Below are 20,772 nucleotides of genomic sequence, written 5' to 3'. Positions count from 1 at the left end.
ATGTCGCGACCAACCGTTCTCTTGACCGACAGCGATCTCGGCGATCGCTCCTTCGAGGTGGGCCTGTTGACCGACGCCCTTCCGGTGGAGGTCGTCGTGGCCGACTGCGTCACCGACGCGGACGTGCTCCGCGCGGTGCAGCAGCACGACCCCGTGGCGATCGTCACGCAATGGGCGCCCGTCTCGGCCGCGACGATCGCCGCCGCCACGAGCTGCGCCATCATCAGCCGCGTGGGCATCGGGGTCGACATGATCGATCTCCGCGCCGCCGAGGAGCGCGGAATCCCGGTTCGGAACGTGCCCCACTACTGCACCGAGGAGGTCGCGACCCACGCCGTCGCCATGGCGATGAGCCTCTGGCGGCGGCTGCCGCAGTTCGACGCGGCGGTTCGGGCGGGGGAGTGGGACGCGGCATCCGGCGCCCCGCTGATCGGCCGGCTCTCCACCTCGACCGTGGGGCTGATCGGCTGCGGCCGCATCGGTGCGATGGTCGGGCGCGCCTTCGAGGTGTGGGGCGCCGACGTCATCGTCGTCGACCCGATGCCGGGCGACGACGGGTTCGAGCGGGTCTCGCTCGACGAGCTGGCCGAGCGCGCCGATCTCATCAGCCTGCACGCGCCGCTGCTCGAGAGCACTCACCACGTGATCGACGAGACGTTCCTGGCCGCCACCCGGCGGGCCCCGGTCATCGTCAACACCTCGCGTGGGGGGCTCGTCGATCTCGACGCGGCCGTCGCCGCAGTGGTCGACGGGCGGCTCGGCGGCCTCGGCCTCGACGTCTTCGAGGAGGAGCCGCTGGCCGCCGGGCATCCGGTGCGCCAGGCGCCCAACACGCTGCTGGCGCCGCATGCCGCGTGGTGCTCGCGGGACGCCCTGCCGGAACTGCGCGCCGGGGCGATTCAGAACGTGATCGATGCACTGAGCCAGGAGGAGGCACGGAAATGACGACGGACGAGTTCGCCGGCCGCACGGCGGTCGTGACCGGAGCGGGATCGGGAATCGGGGCGGCGACGGCCCTGGCGTTCGCCGCCGCCGGCGCCCGGGTCGCGCTGGTCGACCTCGACGGGGCGGCGCTCGCCGCGAGCCGCGCCGCCATCGAGGACCAGGTCGCGGGTGCGTCGCTCGAGACGCATCAGCTCGATGTGCTCGACATCGACGCGGTGCGGCGGATGCTCGACGCCGTCGCCGCCGGCGGCGGCATCCATCACGTGGTGAACTCCGCGGCGAGCTTCATCGCGGCGGGCCTGGACGCGACCGCGGAGCAGTGGAGCCGCTCGCTCGGCGTCAACGTCACCGCATCCGCCATGCTCACGGCTCACGCGAGCGAGTCGATGCCGCCCGGCTCGACCGTGGTCAACATCGCGAGCATCTCGGCGCACGCCGCCCAACCCGGGCGGTGGACCTACAACGCCACCAAAGCCGCCATCCTCGCCCTCACCCGCGGTCAGGCGATGGATCTCGCCCGGCGCGGCATCCGGGTGAACTCGGTCAGCCCGGGGTGGATCTGGACGGCCGAGGTGCAGAAGGCCGCCGGTGGCGACCGGGCGGCCTGGGAGCCGATCTGGGGGCGGTATCACCTGCTCGAACGGCTCGGCGAGCCCTCGGAGGTGGCGTCGGCCGTGCTCTTCCTGAGCGGCCGCGGAGCGAGTTTCATCACCGGCACCGAGCTGATGGTCGACGGCGGCTACTCCGCGATGGGGCCCGAGGGCCTGGGCGACAGCGCCCAGTTCGCCGGAACGGATGCCGGCTCCTGAACAGCAACATCTCAGATGTGCTGCACCAATTCAGGATGATTTTGGACGATTTCGAGGCAGAGAATTGACACTGTTCAGACAAGTTGGCACACTGGGCAAATCGCCCCGACGGCCCGGACTCGATGAGGAGGACTCCATGGCACGTGCGCCCCGCCCCGGTGCCCCGCGCATCCGCCGGCCTCGCAGCGGCGGCCGGATGACCCGGCTCACGCTCCTGTTCGCGGTGCCCGCGCTCGTGTTCTACCTGTTCGTCATCGTGGTTCCGACGGTGCAGGGCGCGACCTACGCGTTCACCGACTGGGACGGCCTGTCGGCCACCTTCTCGTTCGTCGGGCTCGACAACGTGGTGTCGGTGCTCACCGACCCGGCGTCGCTCAAGGCGATCATCAACACCGTGATCATCGCCGTCGTGTTCACGGTCGTGCAGAACCTGATCGGCCTGGGGCTCGCCCTCGGCGTCAACTCCCGCATCAAGTCGCGCAACGTGCTGAAGGTGCTGCTGTTCATGCCGACGGTGATGACGCCGGTGGTGATCGGCTATCTCTGGCAGTTCCTGCTCGCGCCCACCGGCCCCGTGAACTCGGCGCTCGAGGTGATCGGGCTCGGCTCCCTGACGCACGCCTGGCTCGGCGACCCCACGTCGGCGCTCATCTCGATCATCGTCGTGCTCATCTGGCAGTTCTCGGGCTACTCGATGGTGATCTTCCTCGCGGGGCTCCAGGGCATCCCCGAGGAGGTGCTCGAAGCATCCGCGGTCGACGGCGCGGGGCCGCTGCGCCGGTTCTGGTCGGTGACCTTCCCGCTGCTGGCCCCGGCGGTCACCATCAACCTGATGCTCAGCATCGTCGGCGGCCTCAAGGTCTTCGACCAGGTCTGGGTGCTCACCGGCGGCGGCCCCGGCAACTCGACGCACACCCTGTCGACCCTGATGTATCAGGACGCCTTCAGCTTCGGCGAGTTCGGCGAGAGCGTCACCCTCGGTCTCGTGCTGCTGGTGCTGGTGGCCGTGATCTCGATCGTGCAGTACCGCTCGCTCATCGGCAGGGAGGGTCGGAGTTGAACCGCTACACCTGGAAGACGGGTCTGCTCGAGGCCCTGATGATCGTGGTCGGCGTGCTCTACGCCTTCCCCATCTACATCCTCATCAACATCTCGCTCCGGCCCGCCAACGACCCCGCGTCGCCCATCGCGCTGCCGCAGAGCGTCACCTTCGAGCACTACGTCGACGCCTGGAACAGCGCGGGCCTCGGTCAGGCCATCGCGAACAGCCTGTTCGTGACGGTGGTGAGCCTCGTCATCATCATCGCGTTCTCCTCGACCGCCGCCTACGCGCTGGTGCGGGTCACCTCGCGCTGGTCGACCGTCATGTTCTGGCTGTTCCTCGGCGGCCTGCTGCTGCCGTTCCAGATCGCGATGATCCCGCTGTACTTCACCATCCGCGACCTGGGCCTCCTCGGCAATCTCTGGTCGCTCGTCATCTTCTACGTCGGCAGCCAGATGCCGTTCTCGATCTTCCTCTACACCGGCTTCCTGCGGTCATTGCCGAAGGAGTACGAGGAGGCGGCGTGGATGGACGGCGCGGGAGTGCTGTACGGCTTCTTCCGCGTGGTGTTCCCGCTGCTGCGGCCGATCACGGGCACCGTGATCATCCTCAACAGCATCCTGGTCTGGAACGACCTGCTGACGCCGTTGCTCTACCTCAGCGGCTCGACGAGCGAGACGATCCCGGTGGCCATCCTCGGCTTCGTCGACCAGTACACCTCGAATTGGCCGCTCATCTTCGCCGGCCTCATCATCGGCGTGACCCCCATCCTGATCGCCTTCTTCGCCCTGCAGAAGACCGTCATCAAGGGCTTCGCCAGCGGCCTCAAAGGCTAGAGCGGCCCGCCCGGCCGGCCTCCGGCCACCGATTTGCACCCGAAACACACCACATACAAAGGAGTATCCATGAAGACACGTCGTGTCGCCGTCGCGGTGACCGTCTCCCTCGCAGTCGCCTCGCTGGCCGCCTGCAGCACCCCGGCCGCCCCGGTGAACACCTCCGGCGCGGGCACGCTCACGGTGGCGAGCATCCCGAACTACCAGACCTCGCTCACGGAGCTGATCAAGGAGTTCGAGGCCGCCAACCCCGACATCGATGTGCAGGAGCAGTTCATCGACGTCGCGTCGTACCACACGACGCTCCGCACCCAGCTCTCGGCCGGCACCGCGCCCGACGTGTTCTCGGTGTTCCCGGGCAACGGCACGCCCACGGCGATGCAGGTGCTGCAGCCGGCCGGATACCTCGCCGACCTCAGCGACCTGGCCTTCAACGACTCGGTGCCGAGCGGCCTCGACTCCACCACGGAGGTCGACGGCAAGCGCTACATCATGCCGTACGCGCTGGGCTCGATCGGCATGATCTACAACGAGGAGGCCGTGAAATCGGTCGGTGTCACCCTGCCGACCACCTGGACAGGTGTGCTCGACTTCTGCGACGCCGCGAAGGCGGCGGGCAAGGTGGCCTTCGCCTACGGCGCCCAGACCCCCTTCGTGAACCAGCTGATCGACTACGCCCTCACCGCCACCCTCGTCTACGGCGAGAACCCCGACTTCGACGCCGAGCAGGCCGCCGGCAAGGCGACCTTCGCCGACTCGAACTGGTCGGAGGCGATGGAGAAGCTGATCGAGATGCGCGACCGCGGCTGCTTCCAGGACTCGCCACTCGGCACCTCCTACGAGACCGCGATCGACATGGTCGCGAAGGGCGACGCCCTCTCGATGGTCTCCGTCGTCTCGACGCTCGGTGCGCTGGGAGCCGCCGCCCCGGCCGGCACCACCTTCGGCCTGGTGGCCCTCCCCGCCGACGACAACTCCGACCCGGCCGCGACCTGGATGCCCGCCGGAGCCGGTGGCGCCTACGGCATCAACGCCAAGGCGAAGAACCCGACGGCTGCCGAGAAGTTCATCGACTTCTTGAGCACCACCCAGGCGCAGGCGACCATGTCGGAGGTGCAGGGCGCTCCGCCCGCGAACCTCGACGGCTGGGACGCCCCGGCCTCGATGACGAGCATCGTCGACCACGTGAACGCGGGCACCGTGCACCCCTACGCCGACCAGCTGTGGCCGAACGCGAAGGTGGCCGACGCGCACATGTCGGGCGTGCAGCAGATCCTGGGCGACCAGGGCAGCATCGCCGACGTGCTGGCCGCGATGGACGCCGCCTACGCCGAGGGCTCGAAGTAAGACTGATGGAGGCCGAAGCCGTGCAGTCAGACAGCGCCGTGCAGCTGCATCCGCGGGCGGGCCTGCGCCGGTCGCCGCACGGCCTGCCCACCGCCGAGGGCGTGCACCTCGCGTGGCAGGCCAGCGGCCCGGGCGGCCTCGACCTCGACGCCGGCTACACCGTGCGGGTGGCGGAGGACGAGCAGTCGCTCGCCTCCGCCGCCTGGCGGGCCGACGGGGTGCGGATGCCGTGGGTCGACTACCGCGAGCCCCTGGAGTCGCGCGAGGCGCGGTTCTGGACCGTGACGGCCCGGGCCGCCGACGGTTCTCGGGTGCAGAGCCCGGTGGCACGGTTCGAAGCGGGACTGCTGCACGAGTCGGACTGGTCGGCCGCCTGGATCGGTGCTCCTCTGCTCGCCGGCCGTCGCGAGACCTGGGAGCCCGTGCCCCTGCTGCGGCGGGAGTTCGACCTCACCGAGGTGCCGGCCGAGGCGCGGATCTATGCGACCGCGCTCGGCCTCTACCGGCTCTGGCTGAACGGCGCCGAGGTGACGGCCGACGAGCTGCTGCGGCCGGGCTGGACGGACTACCCGCGCCGGGTGCTGCACCAGACCTATGACGTCGCCGGTCTGCTTCAGCCCGGCCGCAACGTCATCGGGGTGGAGCTCGCGCGCGGCTGGTACGCCGGACGGCTCGGCCTGCAACGGCAGCCCTGCTTCTACGGCGAACAGCCGCTCGTGCGGCTGCAGCTCGAGGCCCGGCCGCTCGGTACGGTGCTGGTCGCCACGGATGCGACGTGGCGGTGGGCATCCGGACCGGTGCTCGCCAGCGACCTGCTGCAGGGCGAGGCGCAGGATCTGCGTCAGGAACAGTTCGGTTGGCCGACGGCGTCGTTCGACGATTCGGGCTGGTCGGCGGTGGAGGTGCAGCATCCGGCGGTCGGGCTCGTGACGCCTCAACCCCACGACTCGCCCCGGCGGTATCGCACCTTCCCCGGCCGGGTGGTGCGCCAGCACGCCCGCGGACCGGTCGTGTTCGACTTCGGGCAGAACCTGGTGGGCTGGACGCGCCTGCGCACCCCGAGCAGCGAGCGCGCCGACCTGATCGTGCGGCACGGCGAGATCCTCACCGGTGACGACCTGGTCTGGCGGGACAACCTGCGCGGCGCCTTTCAGGAAGACCGGTACACGAGCGCGACCACGGCGCCGCAGGAGTTCGAGCCGCGGTTCACGCTGCACGGCTTCCGCTACGCCGAGGTCTGGGGGCTGCCCTCGGCCGATGAGTACGGCATCTTCCGCCTGCGCGACGACACGGCGATCGAGGCGGTGGCGATCGACGGCGGGATCGAGCCCGCCGGCTCCTTCCGGTGCTCCGACGAACGGCTCGACCGGTTGAGTTCGGCCGTGGAGTGGACCATCCGCGACAACTTCATCGAGGTCATCACCGACTGCCCGCAGCGCGACGAGCGGCTGGGCTGGCTCGGCGACGCCGGGGTGATCGCGCCCACCGCCGCGGACTACTTCGACATCGCCGCGTTCGTGTCGAAGTTCGTGCTCGATGCCGCCGACTCGCAGGCCGAGAACGGCGCCCTGCGGGACTACGCGCCGGTGCTGCCACCGGCCTCCAGTCGGGTCGGCGCACCCGGCTGGGCCGACGGCTTCGTGCGCCTCGTGCACCTCGCCGTGACGCGTTACGGCGATCTGGTGACGGCGCGCCGCTGCTGGCGCGCGCTCGAGCGGTACGCCGAGTTCCTCGAGCGGTCGAACCCGTCGGGCATCCGCGTCGAAGAGGTCGGTGCCGACTTCTCGGACTGGCTGTCGCTGCCCGAAGACCCCGACGAGCCGCCGCACCCCGGCTACGCCTACACGGGCGCACGCTCCACGAGCGCCAAGCCGGTGATCGCCACCGCGCACTCCATCCGCACCGCCGACCAGCTGGCCGAGATCGCCGAGCGACTCGGGCTGAGCGAGCGCGCGGCGGCCTTCCGGCAGCGGGGTGCCGAGATCCGTGCGGCCTACCGGAGCCGCTTCGTCGACGACGCCGGACGCATCGAGGGCGACACGCAGACCGCGTACGCCCAGGCGATCGGCAACGGCATCCTCGACGGCGACGACCTCGAGCGCGCGGTCACGAGACTCGCCGAGAAGGTGCGCGAGCAGGGCTACGCGACCACGGGCATCCACGGCGTGGAGCACCTGCTGCCCGCCCTCGCCGAGCACGGTCACTCCGACCTCGCGTTCGAGCTGCTGCTGCGCGACGCGGCGCCCGGCTGGCTGCACATGATCGAGCGCGGCGCGACCACCATCTGGGAGAAATGGGACGGCATCGACGGGCAGGGCCGGCTCTCGACCGCCGAGATGAACTCCTTCAACCACTGCGCCCTGGGCGCCGTCGGCGACTTCCTCTTCCGCACGGTGGCGGGCCTGGATGCGCGTACCACCGCGTGGGATTCCACCGTCGTCGTCGCCCCGGGCTTCCCCGCCGCCCTCGACTGGGCGGAGGCGGTGCAGGACACCCCGGGCGGCCGGGCCAGTGTGCACTGGGCGCGGGTGCCGACGGGCATCCGGCTCACCGTCGGTCTCGCCCCCGGGCTGCGCGCCGAGGTGCGACTGCCGAGCGGGTACGCGTTCGCCGATGACGGCGCGCGTTCGCCTGACGGCAGCCGCACCCTCGCCGCCGGCCGGCACGTGCTCGAGCTCCGGCCGCTCGACGAACCCGGCGACGCCCCCGCAGTCGAACCCCGAAAGGACTAGCAGCATGCCCAGCGACGAATCCATCGCCTCCGTCATGAGCCTCGGCGGCCGCCCGGCCAACAGCCGGCGCACCATCCGGATCATCGACACCACCCTGCGCGACGCACACCAGAGCCTCTGGGCGACCCGGATGCGCACCGAGCACATCGTGGCGCTCGCACCCGAGTTCGACCGGGGCGGGTTCGCCCAGGTCGACCTGATGGCGCCGATCCAGTTCGACGTGGCGGTGCGCTACCTCAAGGAGGACCCGTGGGAGCGGGTGCGGCTGGCGCACCAGCACGCCCCGAACACCACGTTCCGGGCGCTCATCCGGTCGAAGAACATCGCGTCGTTCGACTTCCTGGCCGACGACGTCATCCTGGCCTGGGTGGAGAGCCTCTACGCCAACGGCTTCCGGGTGATCGGCTCGTTCGACGGGCTCAACGACATCGACAACATCGCCCCGGGGCTGGTGCGGGCCAAGGAGCTCGGGGCGTCGACATTCGGCGCCGTTTCGTTCTGCGAGAGCCCCGTGCACACCGACGAGCTGTTCGTGGCGAAGGCCCGCGAGCTGATCGAGAAGGCCGACGTCGACGCCATCATGCTGAAGGATGCCGGTGGCCTCCTCACCCCCGACCGGGTGCGCACCCTGGTGCCTGCCCTGAAGGCGGTGATGGGCGACCGGCCGCTCGAGATCCACAGCCACTGCCTCACCGGCCTCGCGCCGCTGGTCTACCTCGAGGCGGTGGAGGCGGGGGCGGATGCGCTGCACACCTCCATCGCCCCGCTCGCCAACGGCAACGCGCAGCCGGCCACGCAGGGCATCGTGCGCGACCTCCGCGTGCTCGGCTACACGGTGGAGGTCGACGACGAGCGCATCGACGCGATCAGCGAGCGGCTCACCGCCATCGCCGAGGCCGAGGGCAAACCGCTCGGCGCGCCGGTGGCCTACAACGGACTGCACTACCTGCACCAGACGCCGGGCGGGATGCTCTCGAACTTCCAGTCGCAACTCGCCACCGCCGGGCTGTCCGACCGCTTCGACGAGCTCCTCCTCGAGGTCGCGCGGGTGCGGGCGGAGCTGGCGTTCCCCATCATGATCACGCCGTTCGCCCAGTTCGTGGGCACGCAGGCGGTGATGAACGTCATCTCCGGCTCGCGGTACTCCGTGGTGCCGAACGAGATCAAGAAGTACGTGCTCGGCTACTACGGCGCTCTGCTGGCGCCGATCGAGCCCGAGCTGCGCGCCACCATCATCGCCAACGGCGCCTCGAACATCGCGCTCGAGCCGGCAGCCATCGAGCCGATGCTGCCCGATCTGCGGCGACGGCATCCGGATGAATCGATCGACCTGCTGCTCCTGCGCGCGATGTTCGCGGGCACCCAGGTCGACGAGATGAAGCGCACCGTCGCCGCCGGTGGCAACCCCGACGAGCGGTACGGCCCGGTGCTCGGCCTTGTGAAGTCGCTGCACCGCACGAGTGCGTCGGGCCGGCAGTCGCTCACCGCGGGCGCGCTGCAGATCACGCTCGACAAGCTCGACCCCAACGACGACCTCGACTCGAACGATGAAGGAGACACCGAGAATGCCGCTTGACCCACCCGACCTCAAAGAACTCCAGGCGATCGTCGACTGGGTGAACCTCACCGACGACGTGCGGGAGCTGTCGATCAAGTACGGCGAGGTGGAGCTGTTCATCTCGCGCAACCGGCAGGCGGCGGGGGAGCGGAGCGCGCCGGCGTCGGCCGTCGCGGTTGCCGCGCCCGCCGTGGTGCAGGCTCCGGTTCCCGCCACTGCGCCGGCGGCTGCGACCCTCGCGCCGGCTGCGCCGGTTCCGCCCGCCGCGCCTGCTCCCGCGCAGGCTGCGGGTCTGCCGCCCCAGGACGCCGCCCCGGCTGCCGACGAGGTGGTCGTCACCGCGCCGATGGTGGGCGTGTTCTACGCCGCGCCCAAGCCCGGCGACCCGCCCTTCGTCGCGGTCGGCGACCGGGTGACGGCCGACACGGTGCTCTGCATCGTCGAGGTGATGAAGCTGATGAGCAACATCGAGGCGCCGGTCGACGGCACCGTCACGCGCATCCTGGTCGAGAACGAGCAGGCCGTGGAGTACGGCCAGCCGCTGATGGTGATCAAGCGCGATGGCTGAGCCGCTCGGGAGCGTGCTGATCGCGAACCGGGGCGAGATCGCGGTGCGGATCATCCGCGCCTGCCGGGAGCTGGGCATCCGGAGCGTGCTCGTGTACTCGGAGGCCGACGCCGGTTCGCTCGCGGTGCGGCTGGCCGATCGGGCGGTGTGCATCGGCCCGGCGCCGGTGAACGCCAGCTACCGCAACGCCCGCGCGGTGGTGGCGGCGGCACAGGCCTTCGGGGCCGACGCCATCCACCCCGGCTACGGCTTCCTGTCGGAGAACGCGGATTTCGCGGCGCTCTGCGAGGCGGAGGGCGTCGGCTTCGTGGGGCCGTCGGCCGAGGTCATCCGGCGCATGGGCGACAAGATCGAGGCGAAGAAGATCGCCCGGCGCGCGGGCGTGCCCACGGTGCCGGGGTCGGACGGCGCGATCGCGGAGTTCGGCGAGGCGCTCGCCGTGGCGGCGGAGGTCGGCTACCCGCTGCTGATCAAGGCCGCGGCGGGTGGTGGCGGGCGCGGGATGCGCGTGGTGCCCACGGCGGCGACGCTCGAGAAGGACCTCGCCGAGATCATGGCGGAGGCCGAGGTGGCGTTCGGCGATCCGTCGGTCTACATCGAGCGGTACCTCACCGATGTGCGGCACATCGAGATCCAGGTCGTCTCGGACGGCGACACCGTGCTGCACCTGGGGGAGCGCGACTGCACAGCGCAGCGGCGCAACCAGAAGCTGGTGGAGGAGTCGCCGTCGCCGGTGCTGACGGATGCGCTCCGCAGCGGCCTGGCGGAGGCCGCTGTGGCGCTCTGCCGCGAGGTCGGCTACCGCAACGCCGGCACGGTGGAGTTCGTGTTCGACAACATCGAGCGGCGCTACTACTTCATCGAGATGAACACGCGGATTCAGGTCGAGCATCCGGTCTCGGAGCTGGTCACGGGGATCGACCTGATCAAGCTGCAGCTGCAGATCGCCGGCGGCGCGGCGCTCTCGCTGCGCCAGGAGGACGTGGTGGTGCGCGGCCACGCGATCGAGTGCCGCATCAACGCGGAGGACCCGGATCGCGGCTTCGCGCCCAACCCGGGGCGGATCACCGGATTCCGTGCCCCCGGTGGGCCCGGTGTGCGGCTGGACACCCACATCGAGGCGGGCTACGTCATTCCGCCGTACTACGACTCGATGATCGGCAAGCTGATCTGCTGGGGCCAGGACCGCGACGAGGCGATCGCGCGGGCACTGCGTGCGCTCGGCGAACTGGAGGTCGACGGGGTGGTGACCACCGCATCCGTTCAGCAGCGGATTCTCGACAGCCCCGAGTTCCGGAGCGGTGCGTTCAACACGGCGTTCGTGGCGGACTTGCTGGCCCGCGGCCCGCTTTTGGCGGCGGGGGCCGGATAGGCTAAAGTAAACACTCGGCCCGGGCTTCGGTGCGGGCCAGTGGGGTATGGTGTAATTGGCAACACGGCGGTTTCTGGTACCGTTGTTCTTGGTTCGAGTCCAGGTACCCCAGCCAGATAATCCAGCACAAGCCAGATAATCCAGCACAGAAGGCCTCCTCCGGGAGGCCTTTCTCGTTGCGGCGGGACCCGGGCAGTCGGGTGTTCAGGTGGGGGTCGGGCGGGGTTCACCTCGCGTTCGCCTGAGGGCGGCACTGTCGGGGCGTGCTGAAGTCTGCCTCGAGACCCCTTGCCCTTGCCGCCGGCGGAGCCTTCGTGCTCGCCGGGCTGTTCGCCGTTCCGGTCGCCGCGTCGGCCGCCGAGACCGCGACCGCCGACACCGCGACCCTCGAGACCGCGGATGCCGCTGTGCCGAACGGCCTCGTCATCAACGAGATCGAGACCGACGGCAGCCCCGACTGGGTCGAGCTCATGAACACGGGAACCGCGCCGCTCGACGCATCCGGCGCGCAGCTGACCGGGCGTGCGAACGCCGTGACGCTCACCCTCCCCGCCGGGACCGTCATCGCACCGGGCGCCGTGTACGTGGCCGAGGGCGGCGACTTCAAGCTCAAGAAGAACGACCTGCTGAGCCTCTACGCCGCCGACGGCAGCACCCTCCTCGATTCGTACGAGTGGGGCGACTTCCACCTCGACACCTGGGGCCGCGTGCCCAACGGCACCGGGCCGTTCGCCGAGCAGACGACGCCCTCCAAGGGCGCCCTGAACCCCGAGAGCACCGACCCGACCGACCCGACCGATCCCACGGACGACTCCTGGAAGAACATCGCGCTGAACGAGGTCACCTCGGCCAACGACGACCCCACCCACGACGCCTACGAGCTCGTGAACACGGGCGACACGGATGTCGACGTCGCCGCCTGGAAGCAGGCCGACTCCACCAGCAACCCGGCCCCGGTCGAGGCGCCGAACGGCACCGTCGTGCCGGCCCACGGCTACCTCGTGCTCCTGTCGAACCAGGGGCTCTCCTCCGACGGCGATTCCGTCAAGCTCTACCTCGCCGACGGTTCGACCATCGTCGACGTCGCCAGCTGGGGCGCGAACGACGCCCAGCCGGGCTCCTGGTCGCGCTGCGGCGACGCCACCGGCAGCTGGGTGCACACCGCGGCGACGAGCTGGGGCGCAGCCAACGCCGCGGCCTGCGCCGGCACGATCATCCCGCCGAGCGACCCCGGCACCGGCACGCCCGTCGACTGCCAGACCGAACTCCCCTCGGGCAGCGGCCCGGCCCTCGCCGGCGGCCTCGCCTGGCCCGGCAGCCAGGACTGGACGGTCTCCGACAACGAATGCCAGTTCGTCACCCCGCTCTCCGGCCAGGACGTCTCGGGCCTCGACATCGACCCGAACGACCCCGGCGTCATGTGGGCCGCGAAGAACAAGAGCCACCTGTTCCGCCTCGTGAAGCAGGGCGGCCTCTGGGTGAACGACACCGCGAACGGCTGGGCGAACGGCAAGGACATCGTCTTCCCCGACGGCACCGGGCTGCCGGATGCGGAGGGCCTGACCGTGGGCCCCGACGGCTTCCTCTACGTCACCACCGAGCGCGACAACGCCGCGAGCAAGGTGCCGCTGGACAGCGTGCTCCGCTTCGACCCGAACGCCACCGGCAGCACGCTCACGCCGACCACGCAGTGGGTGCTCACCGCCGACCTCGCCGACGCGATCGACACCACCGGCGGCGCCGACTCGAACCTCGGCTTCGAGGGCATCACCTGGGTGCCGGACTCGTACCTCACCACGAACGCGTTCGCCGACCAGAGCACGGGCGCCGCCTATGACCCGGCCGACTACCCGGGCCACGGCACCGGCCTCTACTTCACCGCACTGGAGAAGAACGGTCACCTCTACGCCTACGCGCTGAACGCCGACGGCTCCTTCCACCGCGTCGCCGCGATCGACACCGGCCTGCCGCTGATCGCCGACACCCAGTGGGATGCGGATGCCCAGCGCATCTGGGCCGTGGCCGACAACTCGGTGGGCGGCTCCAGTACCCTGCTGAAGATCGACGCCAAGGGCTCGTTCGTGGTCGACCGCGTCTACGACCGGCCCACCGATCTTCCGGACTACAACCTCGAAGGCTTCGCCATCGCCGCGAACTCGACCTGCGTCGACGGCGTGAAGGAGGTCATCCGTTCCGACGACGGCAACAACGGCGGTCACTCGCTCTGGTCGGGCACCATCTCCTGCGACCTGGCGCTCGGCTCGCAGGGCCCGACCCCGCCCGTGACGACCGACCCGACCGACCCGCCGGCCACGACCGACCCGACCACTCCCGCCGCCCCGTCCGCCCCCGCGGGTGACAGCACGAAGCCGGCCGCGCTCGCGTCGACCGGTGCCGAGCCGCTGCCGTGGGCGGGGGGAGCCGCGCTGCTCGTGCTCCTCGGCGTCGTGACGGTCGTGCTCCGCCGCATCCGCCGCGCTGCCTGACCGGCCTCGGCCGCCGCACTCCGCGCCCGGCCTGCTCTGATCGCCCGACGGCGTGTCAGGACGGGCCGGGCGTTCGCGCGAGCAGCGCGCGGAAGACGTCGCCCAGGGGAGCGCTGAGCTCCGAGTGGCCCGCCGAAGCGAGCGGCTCCACGCCTGCGGAGGCGCGCAGCATGACCGTGCCGAGCATGGTCGCGATGGCGAGCTGAGCGCGCAGGAGCACCCCGTCGGTTGCGGGGTCGTCGCGATCCCACCCCGCCGCGGCGGCGAGCTTCTCGGTGAAGTGCTCGAGCGTGCGGCGACGGATGCGGTCGGCGTTCTCGTCGCCCGACGAGCGCAGCAGGAGCAGCAGCTGCAGCGGGTCGTCGCCGTCGGGGGAGTTCACGACGTGCGCGACGAGGCGCTCGATCACGTCGTCGAAGTGCACCGGGCGGGAGCTGCTCTGGCTGTCGAGCTCGTCGGAGGTGCGGAGCATGCAGGCCTCGAACAGGCCGTCCTTCGACACGAAGTAGCGGTTGATCAGTGCCACGTTCACGCCCGCGTCGGCGGCGATCTGACGCACAGTCGTCGCGCGGTAGCCGTCGGTGGCGAATCGGCGTCGCGCAGCCCGCACGAGCGCGCGCCGGGTGGCGGTGGCGTCGCGGCCGGAGCGCATCAGCTCGTCGCTCATCTGGTCCCTTTCCACCGGTACTGTACCCGCTCGCCCCCGAAAGTAAACCAATGTTGACTTCGGTCAACGAACACGGAATACTCGTCAAGTCAGCGCCTGCTTACATCCGAGGAGATCATGTCCGCATCCGCTCCGAGCTCGGCCACCGGCTCGATCCCCGCCGTCACCGGTGCAGCACCGCGCCGCACCCGCGGCACCGCCATCGTGCTCTTCCTCTCCCTCGGCGGCCTCTCCTTCGCGGTGCTGCAATCGCTCGTCGCCCCCGCGCTCGGCACCATCGGCAACGACCTCGGCGTCGCCACGGCGGATGCGAGCTGGGTGCTCACCGCCTACCTCCTCTCGGCCTCGGTGCTGACCCCGATCCTCGGCCGCCTGGGCGACATGGTCGGCAAGCGCCGAGTGATCATCGTGGTGCTCGCCCTCCTGCTCGTCGGCACCGTGCTCGCGGCGCTCGCCCCGAACCTCGGCGTCTTGATCGTGGGCCGCATCCTCCAGGGCGCGGCCGGCGCGGTGATGCCGCTCTCGATCGGCATCGTGCGCGACGAGCTGCCGCGCGAGCGGGTGAGCATCACCATCGGCCTGCTCTCGGCCATCTTCGGCATCGGCGCCGGCGTCGGCATCGTCGCGGCCGGGCCGATCGTCGAAGCGCTGTCGTGGCACTGGCTGTTCTGGCTGCCGGCCGTGCTCGTGGCCATCGCGCTCGTCGGCGCGATCTTCGGCATCCCCGAGTCGCCCGTGCGCACGCCCGGCCGCCTCGACATCCTCGGCACCGTCGTGCTCAGCATCGGGCTCGTCGGTGTGCTCCTCGCCATCAGCGAGGGCGAGAAGTGGGGCTGGGGCGACGGCAAGACCATCGGCCTGCTCGTTCTCGGCGGTGTCGCGCTCGTCGCCTTCGTGCTCATCGAACTCCGCGTCAAGGAACCGCTGATCGACGTGCGCCTGTTCCGGCACCGCGGCGTCTGGACCGCGCACATCGTGGCCCTCGCCTTCGGCTTCGCGATGTTCGGCACCTTCATCCTCGTGCCCACCCTGCTGCAGCTGCCGAGCGTGCTCGGCTACGGCTTCGGCAAGACCGTGAGCGAGGCGGGCATCTTCCTGCTGCCGACGGTCGCGGCGATGGTGGTGGCGGGAGTGGTGGCCGGTGCGCTGATCCGCCGTATCGGCCCGAAGATCCCGATGCTGCTCGGAGGCGTCTCGGTCACCGTCGCCTTCCTCATCCCCGCCCTGGGGCACGCCGAGGAGTGGCAGATCGTCGTGTCGGGCATCCTCACCGGCATCGGGATCGGCATGGCGCTCGCCGCCACCTCGAACGCGATCGTCGAGAGCGTTCCCGCCGCACAGACCGGCGAGGCGATCAGCGCCAACACCGTCATCCGCACCGTCGGGTCGAGCGTCGGCACCGCCGTGATCGCCGCGCTCCTCTCGGCCGACGTCACCCCGCAGGGCGCGCCGAGCGACGACGCGTTCACCGTCGGGTTCTGGGTGTCGGCGGGGGTCGGCGTGCTCGCCATCCTGGCCGCCCTGGTCGCGCCGTCGCTGGCGGCCCGCCGCCGCGAGGCCGCCGCAGCGGGGGTCGACGACTTCGACGAACTCGACGCCGCCGGGTAGACGCGACAAGTCGTAAGCGCGGATGAACTACCGCCCCGCGATTCGCGGGTGCAGGATGTATACACGACCGAACGAAGGAGATGGCCCACCGTGGCGACGCACATGACCCACAGCGAGAACACCGGTACTCTGCACGAGCTGATGTCGCCGGAGCAGAACGTCAAACGCATCATGCACACGGGAACCATCTGGTTCGCCGCCGCCGTGGCCTCGGTCGCCCTCTTCCTCGGCCCGCTGCTCGCCTCGGGCTGGCGCCCCTCGCAGCTCGGCGGCTTCGATCAGTTCCTCTGGTGGGTGGGCGCGCTCGCCGTGGTGCTCAGCATCGGGCTGATCGGATGGTCGGGCTGCCCCATCCTCGAAGTCGACGTACCCACGGCCGACCGCAACAAGACCCGCACCATGCAGTTCGGCACCGCCATGTTCATCGTGGGCAGCGCGCTCGCCGTGTTCGCGGTGCTGCTCGGCCCGGGCGCGTGACGCCGGGCGCGTGACGCCGGGCGCAGCGCCTCAGCGGCGCGAGCGCGCCGGCGTCTGCGGCCGCAGCCGGATGAGCCGCTGCGGCCCCTCCTCCTCGAGCTCCGCGATGTCCGAACGCGACGCGAGGAACTCGGTGAAGGAGCGGTAGCCGAGCGGCTTCTCGTTGAACGACGGGTCCATGCGGCGCATCTGGTTCTTCACCGTGCCGGTGTTCAGCCACTCGTCGGCATCGCCCTTGGCGTGCCCGATCTGCAGTGCTCGCACCAGCAGTTCGGTGGCCACAGTCTGCGGGTCGATGTCCTCCGCCGGCTCCGGCTCGTCGTAGGACGTGTCGTCGCTGTGCGAGAAGGTCGGCACGGTGACCCGGCGGGAACGCGCCGGCGTCTTCTTCGCGGCGCCCGCATCCGCATCCGGCGCGGCCGGCTCTGCGGCCTCGGCCGTTTCCGCCGCCTCGGCCGGTGCGGTCGCGGCCGCCCGCCGGCCCGAGGGCTTGCGCGCGGGCGGCGCCGCGGCGGCGGTGGTGGCGGCGACCTTCTCGACGCCGGGCAGCGAGTCGTAGTCCTCGAACTCGTCGCAGGCCGCGGCGAGCGAGGTGCTGGTCGAGCCCGCGACGCCGATGCCCACCACGAACCGCCCCAGCCGCTTCGACTTCTGGGCGAGCGCGATGTAGTCGGAGTCTCCCGCCACGATGATGATGTGCGTGAGGTCGGGCAGCCGGAACAGGTCTTCGACCACGTCGACCGCGAGCCGGATGTCGGCGCCGTTCTTCGTGCCCCGCGTGGTCGTGGTGAACAGCTGGGTGAGGTCGACCGCGCGCGACATCAGCTGCCGCTGGTAGCTCGCGTTGACCGGAACCGACCAGTCGGCATAGGCCCGGTTCACCACCAGCGTGCCGAACGACGCGGCGAAGTCGATGATGGCGTTGAAGTCGACCGTCGCCGCGGCCAGGCGGGCGGCGACCTCCGGGTCGGCGTCGGGGCTCGTGCGATCGAAGTCGCGGATGCCGTCGCGCTGGAACGCGTTGCGCCCGTGCAACTGCTGGTAGCGCGAGATGACGATGTTGTCGAAGTCGATGTACAGGCCGACGCGTGCGTCGTTCGGTTCGGTGATGGCAGGCTCCCTGGCTCGTTGCTCCAGTCTCCCGTGCCGACGGCTCCGGGGCAATTCCTCTGCCGGTATCGTGAGCAGCATGCCGAAGATCGATCTCGCATCCGCCAGCTGGACCGACGTGCGCGACCACGTCGCCGCGGGCCACTCGATCGCGTTCCTCCCGTTCGGTGCGCTCGAGCAGCACGGCCCGCACCTGCCCTTGTCGACCGACACGATCCAGTGCGCCGAGCTCGCCTCCCGGCTCGCCGACCACTACTCCGGTCTGCTCCTGCCGCCCGTGCCGTACGGCGAGACCTGGGACAACGGGCGGTTCCCCGGCACCATCTCGCTCTCACCGGCGACCGTGACCGCCATCTGCGTCGACATCGCCACCTCGGCCATGTCGTTCGGGGTGACGACGCTCGTCGTCGTGAACGGCGACTTCGGCAACCGCGCCCCGGTGCACGCCGCCGCACGCCAGCTCTCGATCGCCGGCTCCGACGTGATCGTGCTCGACTACCCGGGCCTCGTGGAGGCCGGCGACGCCATCAAGGAGACGCCCTGGGCGTGGCCCGGGCTCTGCCATGCCGACGAGCTGGAGACGTCGATGGTGCTCGCCGCGCGGCCTGAGCTCGTGCATCCGGAGCGCTACGCCGCTGCGTACCCCGAGCTGCCCGCCGACTTCGGCACCCGGCCGATCCGCTTCGACACCCTGTCGCCGAGCGGCGTGTTCGGCGATCCGCGACCCTCCACGGCCGAGAAGGGGGAGGCGATCTTCGCCTTCGTGCTCGAGCGCTCGATCGGCGTGGTCGACGCCCACCTGGCGGCCGTCGCGGGCGGTTAGCCCGGGTCGTCGGGCAGCGCGAAGGTGAGGGTCGCAAGACCCCGCGCGCGCTCGTTCGGCCGGCGGGCGAACTGCGGCGAGACGACCTCGATGATGATCACCTCGGTGGGGTACTGCACCGTGCCGGCGAGCACGTGCCCGGCGCTCGCCCGCGACGAGTCGCCCTTCGCGCCCACTGCCGCGTGCAGGTGCACCTCGGGCCCGTTCTCGCCAGGGGCGACGGTGGCCGAGCCGAGCCCCTCGCAATTGCGCACGGTGACGGATTCGGGCAGCGGCGCATCTTCGTCGGCGGGCGGATGCTCGGCGCCGATGAGCGTGAGCTCGGTGAACGCGCCCAGGAACACCGGGACGAACGCGCTGCCGATCTCGAACCGGCGGCAGGCGGTCGCGAGGGATTCGAGCACCTCGTCGCCGGGCTCCAGCACCACGACGACGGTTCGACCGGTCTTCGCCTCTGCGCCGAACATCCGCCGGTCCTCTCCTCGCGTGGCGGTGCTCCGCCGGTGGGTATCGTAGTCTGCTCCGTGACCCACCCGAGAATCGCCGAGCGAGCAGGAGCGCCATGAACCCGTCACTGGAGGGCATCACGATCTGGGACGGCGTCTCGGTCGCCGGGCCGCGTCGGCTCGAGTGGTCGGGCGACCGCATCGAATCGGTGCAGCCCGCCGACGACCGATTCCCCGGGCTCAGCGTCATCCCCGGTCTCGTCGACACCCACGTGCATCTCGACACCAACGTGCTCGACGGCGCAGGCCCGGGCGACGCCTGGCCGCTCGTCACCCCCGACGAGGAGAAGGCGATGCACGTGGCGGCCCACGCCCTCCGTTTCGCGGCATTCGGTGTGACGACCCTGCGCGACCTCGCCGCCACATCCGTGCAGATCGCGGTCGGCCGGGCCTTCGACCAGGGCGTGCTCGACGGTCCGCGGCTGCTCGCGAGCGGGCCGGTGGGGATGACGGCCGGCCATGGCGACCTGTTCACCCCGCCCCGGTTCCGCGACCGCCCGCCCGTGGCCGACTCGCCGGACGAGTGCCGCCGGCTGGTGCGGCAGTGGGCGCGGGAGGGCGCGTCCGGCATCAAGATCTACACCAGCGGCGGCATCTTCTCGATGGGCGACCGGGTCGGCTGGCGCAACCAGACCCGTGCCGAGATCGCGGCCACCGTCGACGAGGCGCACGCCCTGCAGCTGCGCGTCGCCGCGCACGCGCACACCGCGGAGGGGATCGACATCGCGCTCGCCGAGGGCGTCGACTCGATCGAGCACGCGACCGGCGTGACCGAGGAGCAGTTCGCCGCCCTCGTCGCCGCGGACATGCCGGTGGGCCCGACCCTGCTGATCAACGATCAGGTCGCGGCCGGCGGCAACGGTATCCGCGCCGAGTCGAGCGAGAAGGCGCGGGACGTCGTGGCCGGCCGCGACCCGGCGTTCCGGGCGGCTGCGCGCGCGGGCGTGCGCTTCGTGCTCGGCACCGACGCCAACGGCCGGTTCGTGCGCCACGGGGGGCAGCTCGACGAGCTGCGGGCCATGCAGCAGCTCTTCGACTGGACCGCCGAGCGCGCGCTGGTCTCGGCCACCTCCGACGCGGCCGCGAGCCTCGGGCTCGGCTCGAGCCTCGGTCGGGTGGCCGAGGGCTACCACGCCGACTTCGTGGTGGTGCGCGGGCGGCCCTGGGAGAGCCTCGACGAGCTCACCACCGACCGCATCGTGGCCGTCGTCAGCCGCGGCCGCGTGCTGGCCGGGCAGCTGCCGGGTTGAGCGACACGCCCTAGTTCCAGAAGCCGAGGTGCGCCTGGGCGGCCTCGTCTTCGAGGTGCGGGCCCGAGACCGCGATCTCGCGCTGCCCACGCGCGAACACCTCGCGGCACGGCAGCGAGAACGTCGGATTCTCGGGGTGATCGCCCGTGAGTTCGAGCAGCCGGCGCTCCGAGAGGGCGTACACCACCCGGTCGATCCCGGTCCAGTAGACCGCCCCCGAGCACATCGCGCAGGGCTCGGCGCTCGTGTAGAGCGTGCTGCCGGCCATGCCCTCGGCACCGAGCGCCCGGAAGGCGGCCGCGACCGCGCGCATCTCGGCGTGCTGGGTGGGGTCGCCCTCGGGCGGCAGCGAATTGTTGCCGAACGACGCCACGATGGTGCCGGCGGCATCCGTCACGACGGCGCCGAACGGATGCTTGCCCTCGGCCCGGGAGCGTTCGGCCACGAGCAGACTCTCGCGGAGCAACTCCGCGTCGGCGGGCAGCAGGTCGTCGGTCATGGGTCCTCCACATGTGTACAAGAGCGATTCGAGTCGCTTCGAGGATTCCATGAAATCGCGCGAATACGTCATTGTGTTACGCCGCGGTTACGGTCTCGAAACAAGTTGCGCTGAACTTGTGAACAAGTGCGGAGCGC

18 protein-coding genes and 1 tRNA gene are annotated in these 20,772 nt (G+C 70.8%); 15 read left to right on the top strand and 4 right to left on the bottom strand.

The genetic code is table 11. The features are described 5' to 3' along the window. The 11 genes from AC3WLB_RS00970 (at position 1) to AC3WLB_RS00920 (ending at position 13,695) form a co-directional block, all read left to right on the top strand. Positions 1 to 945: a C-terminal binding protein gene (locus AC3WLB_RS00970; protein ID WP_492502501.1), complete on the top strand. Its 945-nt coding sequence runs from the start codon at positions 1 to 3 to the stop codon at positions 943 to 945. After that, positions 942 to 1,754: an SDR family oxidoreductase gene (locus tag AC3WLB_RS00965; RefSeq protein ID WP_492502500.1), complete on the top strand. Its 813-nt coding sequence runs from the start codon at positions 942 to 944 to the stop codon at positions 1,752 to 1,754. Before AC3WLB_RS00970 ends, AC3WLB_RS00965 begins: the two co-directional genes overlap by 4 nt. A 136-nt stretch (positions 1,755 to 1,890) precedes the next feature. Next, entirely contained in the window at positions 1,891 to 2,814 is a 924-nt protein-coding gene (locus AC3WLB_RS00960) for a carbohydrate ABC transporter permease (RefSeq protein ID WP_492502499.1), read from the top strand. Further along, a complete protein-coding gene (locus AC3WLB_RS00955) occupies positions 2,811 to 3,632 on the top strand; it encodes a carbohydrate ABC transporter permease (protein ID WP_492502498.1) in 822 nt (273 codons plus the stop codon). Before AC3WLB_RS00960 ends, AC3WLB_RS00955 begins: the two co-directional genes overlap by 4 nt. A gap of 69 nt (positions 3,633 to 3,701) precedes the next feature. Beyond that, positions 3,702 to 4,979, top strand: a complete 1,278-nt coding sequence (locus AC3WLB_RS00950; RefSeq protein WP_492502497.1) for an ABC transporter substrate-binding protein — start codon at positions 3,702 to 3,704, stop codon at positions 4,977 to 4,979. Positions 4,980 to 4,984: 5 nt separating this feature from the next. Next, entirely contained in the window at positions 4,985 to 7,711 is a 2,727-nt protein-coding gene (locus AC3WLB_RS00945) for a family 78 glycoside hydrolase catalytic domain (RefSeq protein ID WP_492502496.1), read from the top strand. Between the two features lie 4 nt (positions 7,712 to 7,715). Beyond that, a complete protein-coding gene (locus AC3WLB_RS00940; protein WP_492502495.1) occupies positions 7,716 to 9,287 on the top strand; it encodes a pyruvate carboxylase subunit B in 1,572 nt (523 codons plus the stop codon). Further along, a complete protein-coding gene (locus AC3WLB_RS00935) occupies positions 9,277 to 9,837 on the top strand; it encodes an acetyl-CoA carboxylase biotin carboxyl carrier protein (RefSeq protein ID WP_492502494.1) in 561 nt (186 codons plus the stop codon). Before AC3WLB_RS00940 ends, AC3WLB_RS00935 begins: the two co-directional genes overlap by 11 nt. Next, positions 9,830 to 11,209, top strand: a complete 1,380-nt coding sequence (accC, locus tag AC3WLB_RS00930) for an acetyl-CoA carboxylase biotin carboxylase subunit (protein ID WP_492502493.1) — start codon at positions 9,830 to 9,832, stop codon at positions 11,207 to 11,209. Before AC3WLB_RS00935 ends, accC begins: the two co-directional genes overlap by 8 nt. A 40-nt stretch (positions 11,210 to 11,249) precedes the next feature. Beyond that, a tRNA-Gln gene (locus AC3WLB_RS00925) sits at positions 11,250 to 11,324 on the top strand. A gap of 148 nt (positions 11,325 to 11,472) precedes the next feature. Continuing rightward, positions 11,473 to 13,695 (top strand): lamin tail domain-containing protein, encoded by a 2,223-nt coding sequence (locus AC3WLB_RS00920; RefSeq protein WP_492502492.1) that lies wholly within the window; start codon positions 11,473 to 11,475, stop codon positions 13,693 to 13,695. 55 nt (positions 13,696 to 13,750) lie between these two features. Here AC3WLB_RS00920 and AC3WLB_RS00915 read toward each other — a convergent pair whose 3' ends face one another. Next, positions 13,751 to 14,362 carry a TetR/AcrR family transcriptional regulator gene (locus AC3WLB_RS00915; protein ID WP_492502491.1) on the bottom strand — a complete coding sequence of 204 codons (612 nt, stop codon included), beginning with the start codon at positions 14,360 to 14,362 and terminating at the stop codon, positions 13,751 to 13,753. A gap of 117 nt (positions 14,363 to 14,479) precedes the next feature. On the opposite strand from AC3WLB_RS00915, the gene AC3WLB_RS00910 reads away from it, so the two are divergent. Together AC3WLB_RS00910 and AC3WLB_RS00905 are read left to right on the top strand one after the other, a co-directional pair. Next, positions 14,480 to 15,970 carry an MFS transporter gene (locus tag AC3WLB_RS00910; RefSeq protein WP_492502490.1) on the top strand — a complete coding sequence of 497 codons (1,491 nt, stop codon included), beginning with the start codon at positions 14,480 to 14,482 and terminating at the stop codon, positions 15,968 to 15,970. Between the two features lie 102 nt (positions 15,971 to 16,072). Next, positions 16,073 to 16,447, top strand: a complete 375-nt coding sequence (locus AC3WLB_RS00905) for a hypothetical protein (RefSeq protein ID WP_492502489.1) — start codon at positions 16,073 to 16,075, stop codon at positions 16,445 to 16,447. Positions 16,448 to 16,477: 30 nt separating this feature from the next. On the opposite strand, the gene AC3WLB_RS00900 is transcribed toward AC3WLB_RS00905, so the two are convergent. Continuing rightward, positions 16,478 to 17,557 (bottom strand): NYN domain-containing protein, encoded by a 1,080-nt coding sequence (locus AC3WLB_RS00900; protein WP_492504624.1) that lies wholly within the window; start codon positions 17,555 to 17,557, stop codon positions 16,478 to 16,480. Positions 17,558 to 17,636: 79 nt separating this feature from the next. On the opposite strand from AC3WLB_RS00900, the gene AC3WLB_RS00895 reads away from it, so the two are divergent. After that, positions 17,637 to 18,380 (top strand): creatininase family protein, encoded by a 744-nt coding sequence (locus AC3WLB_RS00895; RefSeq protein WP_492502488.1) that lies wholly within the window; start codon positions 17,637 to 17,639, stop codon positions 18,378 to 18,380. On the opposite strand, the gene AC3WLB_RS00890 is transcribed toward AC3WLB_RS00895, so the two are convergent. After that, positions 18,377 to 18,847 carry a PPC domain-containing DNA-binding protein gene (locus tag AC3WLB_RS00890; protein WP_492502487.1) on the bottom strand — a complete coding sequence of 157 codons (471 nt, stop codon included), beginning with the start codon at positions 18,845 to 18,847 and terminating at the stop codon, positions 18,377 to 18,379. The two genes, AC3WLB_RS00895 and AC3WLB_RS00890, sit on opposite strands and share 4 nt — an antisense overlap. 95 nt (positions 18,848 to 18,942) lie before the next feature. Here AC3WLB_RS00890 and AC3WLB_RS00885 point away from each other — a divergent pair, with 95 nt between their 5' ends. Beyond that, positions 18,943 to 20,136, top strand: a complete 1,194-nt coding sequence (locus tag AC3WLB_RS00885; RefSeq protein ID WP_492502486.1) for a metal-dependent hydrolase family protein — start codon at positions 18,943 to 18,945, stop codon at positions 20,134 to 20,136. Positions 20,137 to 20,146: 10 nt separating this feature from the next. On the opposite strand, the gene AC3WLB_RS00880 is transcribed toward AC3WLB_RS00885, so the two are convergent. Further along, positions 20,147 to 20,635 (bottom strand): nucleoside deaminase, encoded by a 489-nt coding sequence (locus tag AC3WLB_RS00880; protein WP_022896018.1) that lies wholly within the window; start codon positions 20,633 to 20,635, stop codon positions 20,147 to 20,149. Positions 20,636 to 20,772 lie beyond the last annotated feature (137 nt).

This window comes from Herbiconiux sp. FW305-C-125, assembly GCF_058783455.1.
Note: the sequence above shows the minus strand (reverse complement) of the source record. Positions and strands in the feature narration are given on the sequence as shown.

Bases quoted from the DNA above. Each gene is read 5' to 3' on its own strand.
- AC3WLB_RS00970 (WP_492502501.1), top strand. From the start codon at position 1: ATGTCGCGACCAACCGTTCTCTTGACCGACAGCGATCTCGGCGATCGC.
- AC3WLB_RS00965 (WP_492502500.1), top strand. From the start codon at position 942: ATGACGACGGACGAGTTCGCCGGCCGCACGGCGGTCGTGACCGGAGCG.
- AC3WLB_RS00960 (WP_492502499.1), top strand. From the start codon at position 1,891: ATGGCACGTGCGCCCCGCCCCGGTGCCCCGCGCATCCGCCGGCCTCGC.
- AC3WLB_RS00950 (WP_492502497.1), top strand. From the start codon at position 3,702: ATGAAGACACGTCGTGTCGCCGTCGCGGTGACCGTCTCCCTCGCAGTC.
- AC3WLB_RS00945 (WP_492502496.1), top strand. From the start codon at position 4,985: ATGGAGGCCGAAGCCGTGCAGTCAGACAGCGCCGTGCAGCTGCATCCG.
- AC3WLB_RS00940 (WP_492502495.1), top strand. From the start codon at position 7,716: ATGCCCAGCGACGAATCCATCGCCTCCGTCATGAGCCTCGGCGGCCGC.
- AC3WLB_RS00935 (WP_492502494.1), top strand. From the start codon at position 9,277: ATGCCGCTTGACCCACCCGACCTCAAAGAACTCCAGGCGATCGTCGAC.
- accC (WP_492502493.1), top strand. From the start codon at position 9,830: ATGGCTGAGCCGCTCGGGAGCGTGCTGATCGCGAACCGGGGCGAGATC.
- AC3WLB_RS00915 (WP_492502491.1), bottom strand. From the start codon at position 14,362: ATGAGCGACGAGCTGATGCGCTCCGGCCGCGACGCCACCGCCACCCGG.
- AC3WLB_RS00910 (WP_492502490.1), top strand. From the start codon at position 14,480: ATGTCCGCATCCGCTCCGAGCTCGGCCACCGGCTCGATCCCCGCCGTC.
- AC3WLB_RS00905 (WP_492502489.1), top strand. From the start codon at position 16,073: ATGACCCACAGCGAGAACACCGGTACTCTGCACGAGCTGATGTCGCCG.
- AC3WLB_RS00895 (WP_492502488.1), top strand. From the start codon at position 17,637: ATGCCGAAGATCGATCTCGCATCCGCCAGCTGGACCGACGTGCGCGAC.
- AC3WLB_RS00890 (WP_492502487.1), bottom strand. From the start codon at position 18,847: ATGTTCGGCGCAGAGGCGAAGACCGGTCGAACCGTCGTCGTGGTGCTG.
- AC3WLB_RS00885 (WP_492502486.1), top strand. From the start codon at position 18,943: ATGAACCCGTCACTGGAGGGCATCACGATCTGGGACGGCGTCTCGGTC.
- AC3WLB_RS00880 (WP_022896018.1), bottom strand. From the start codon at position 20,635: ATGACCGACGACCTGCTGCCCGCCGACGCGGAGTTGCTCCGCGAGAGT.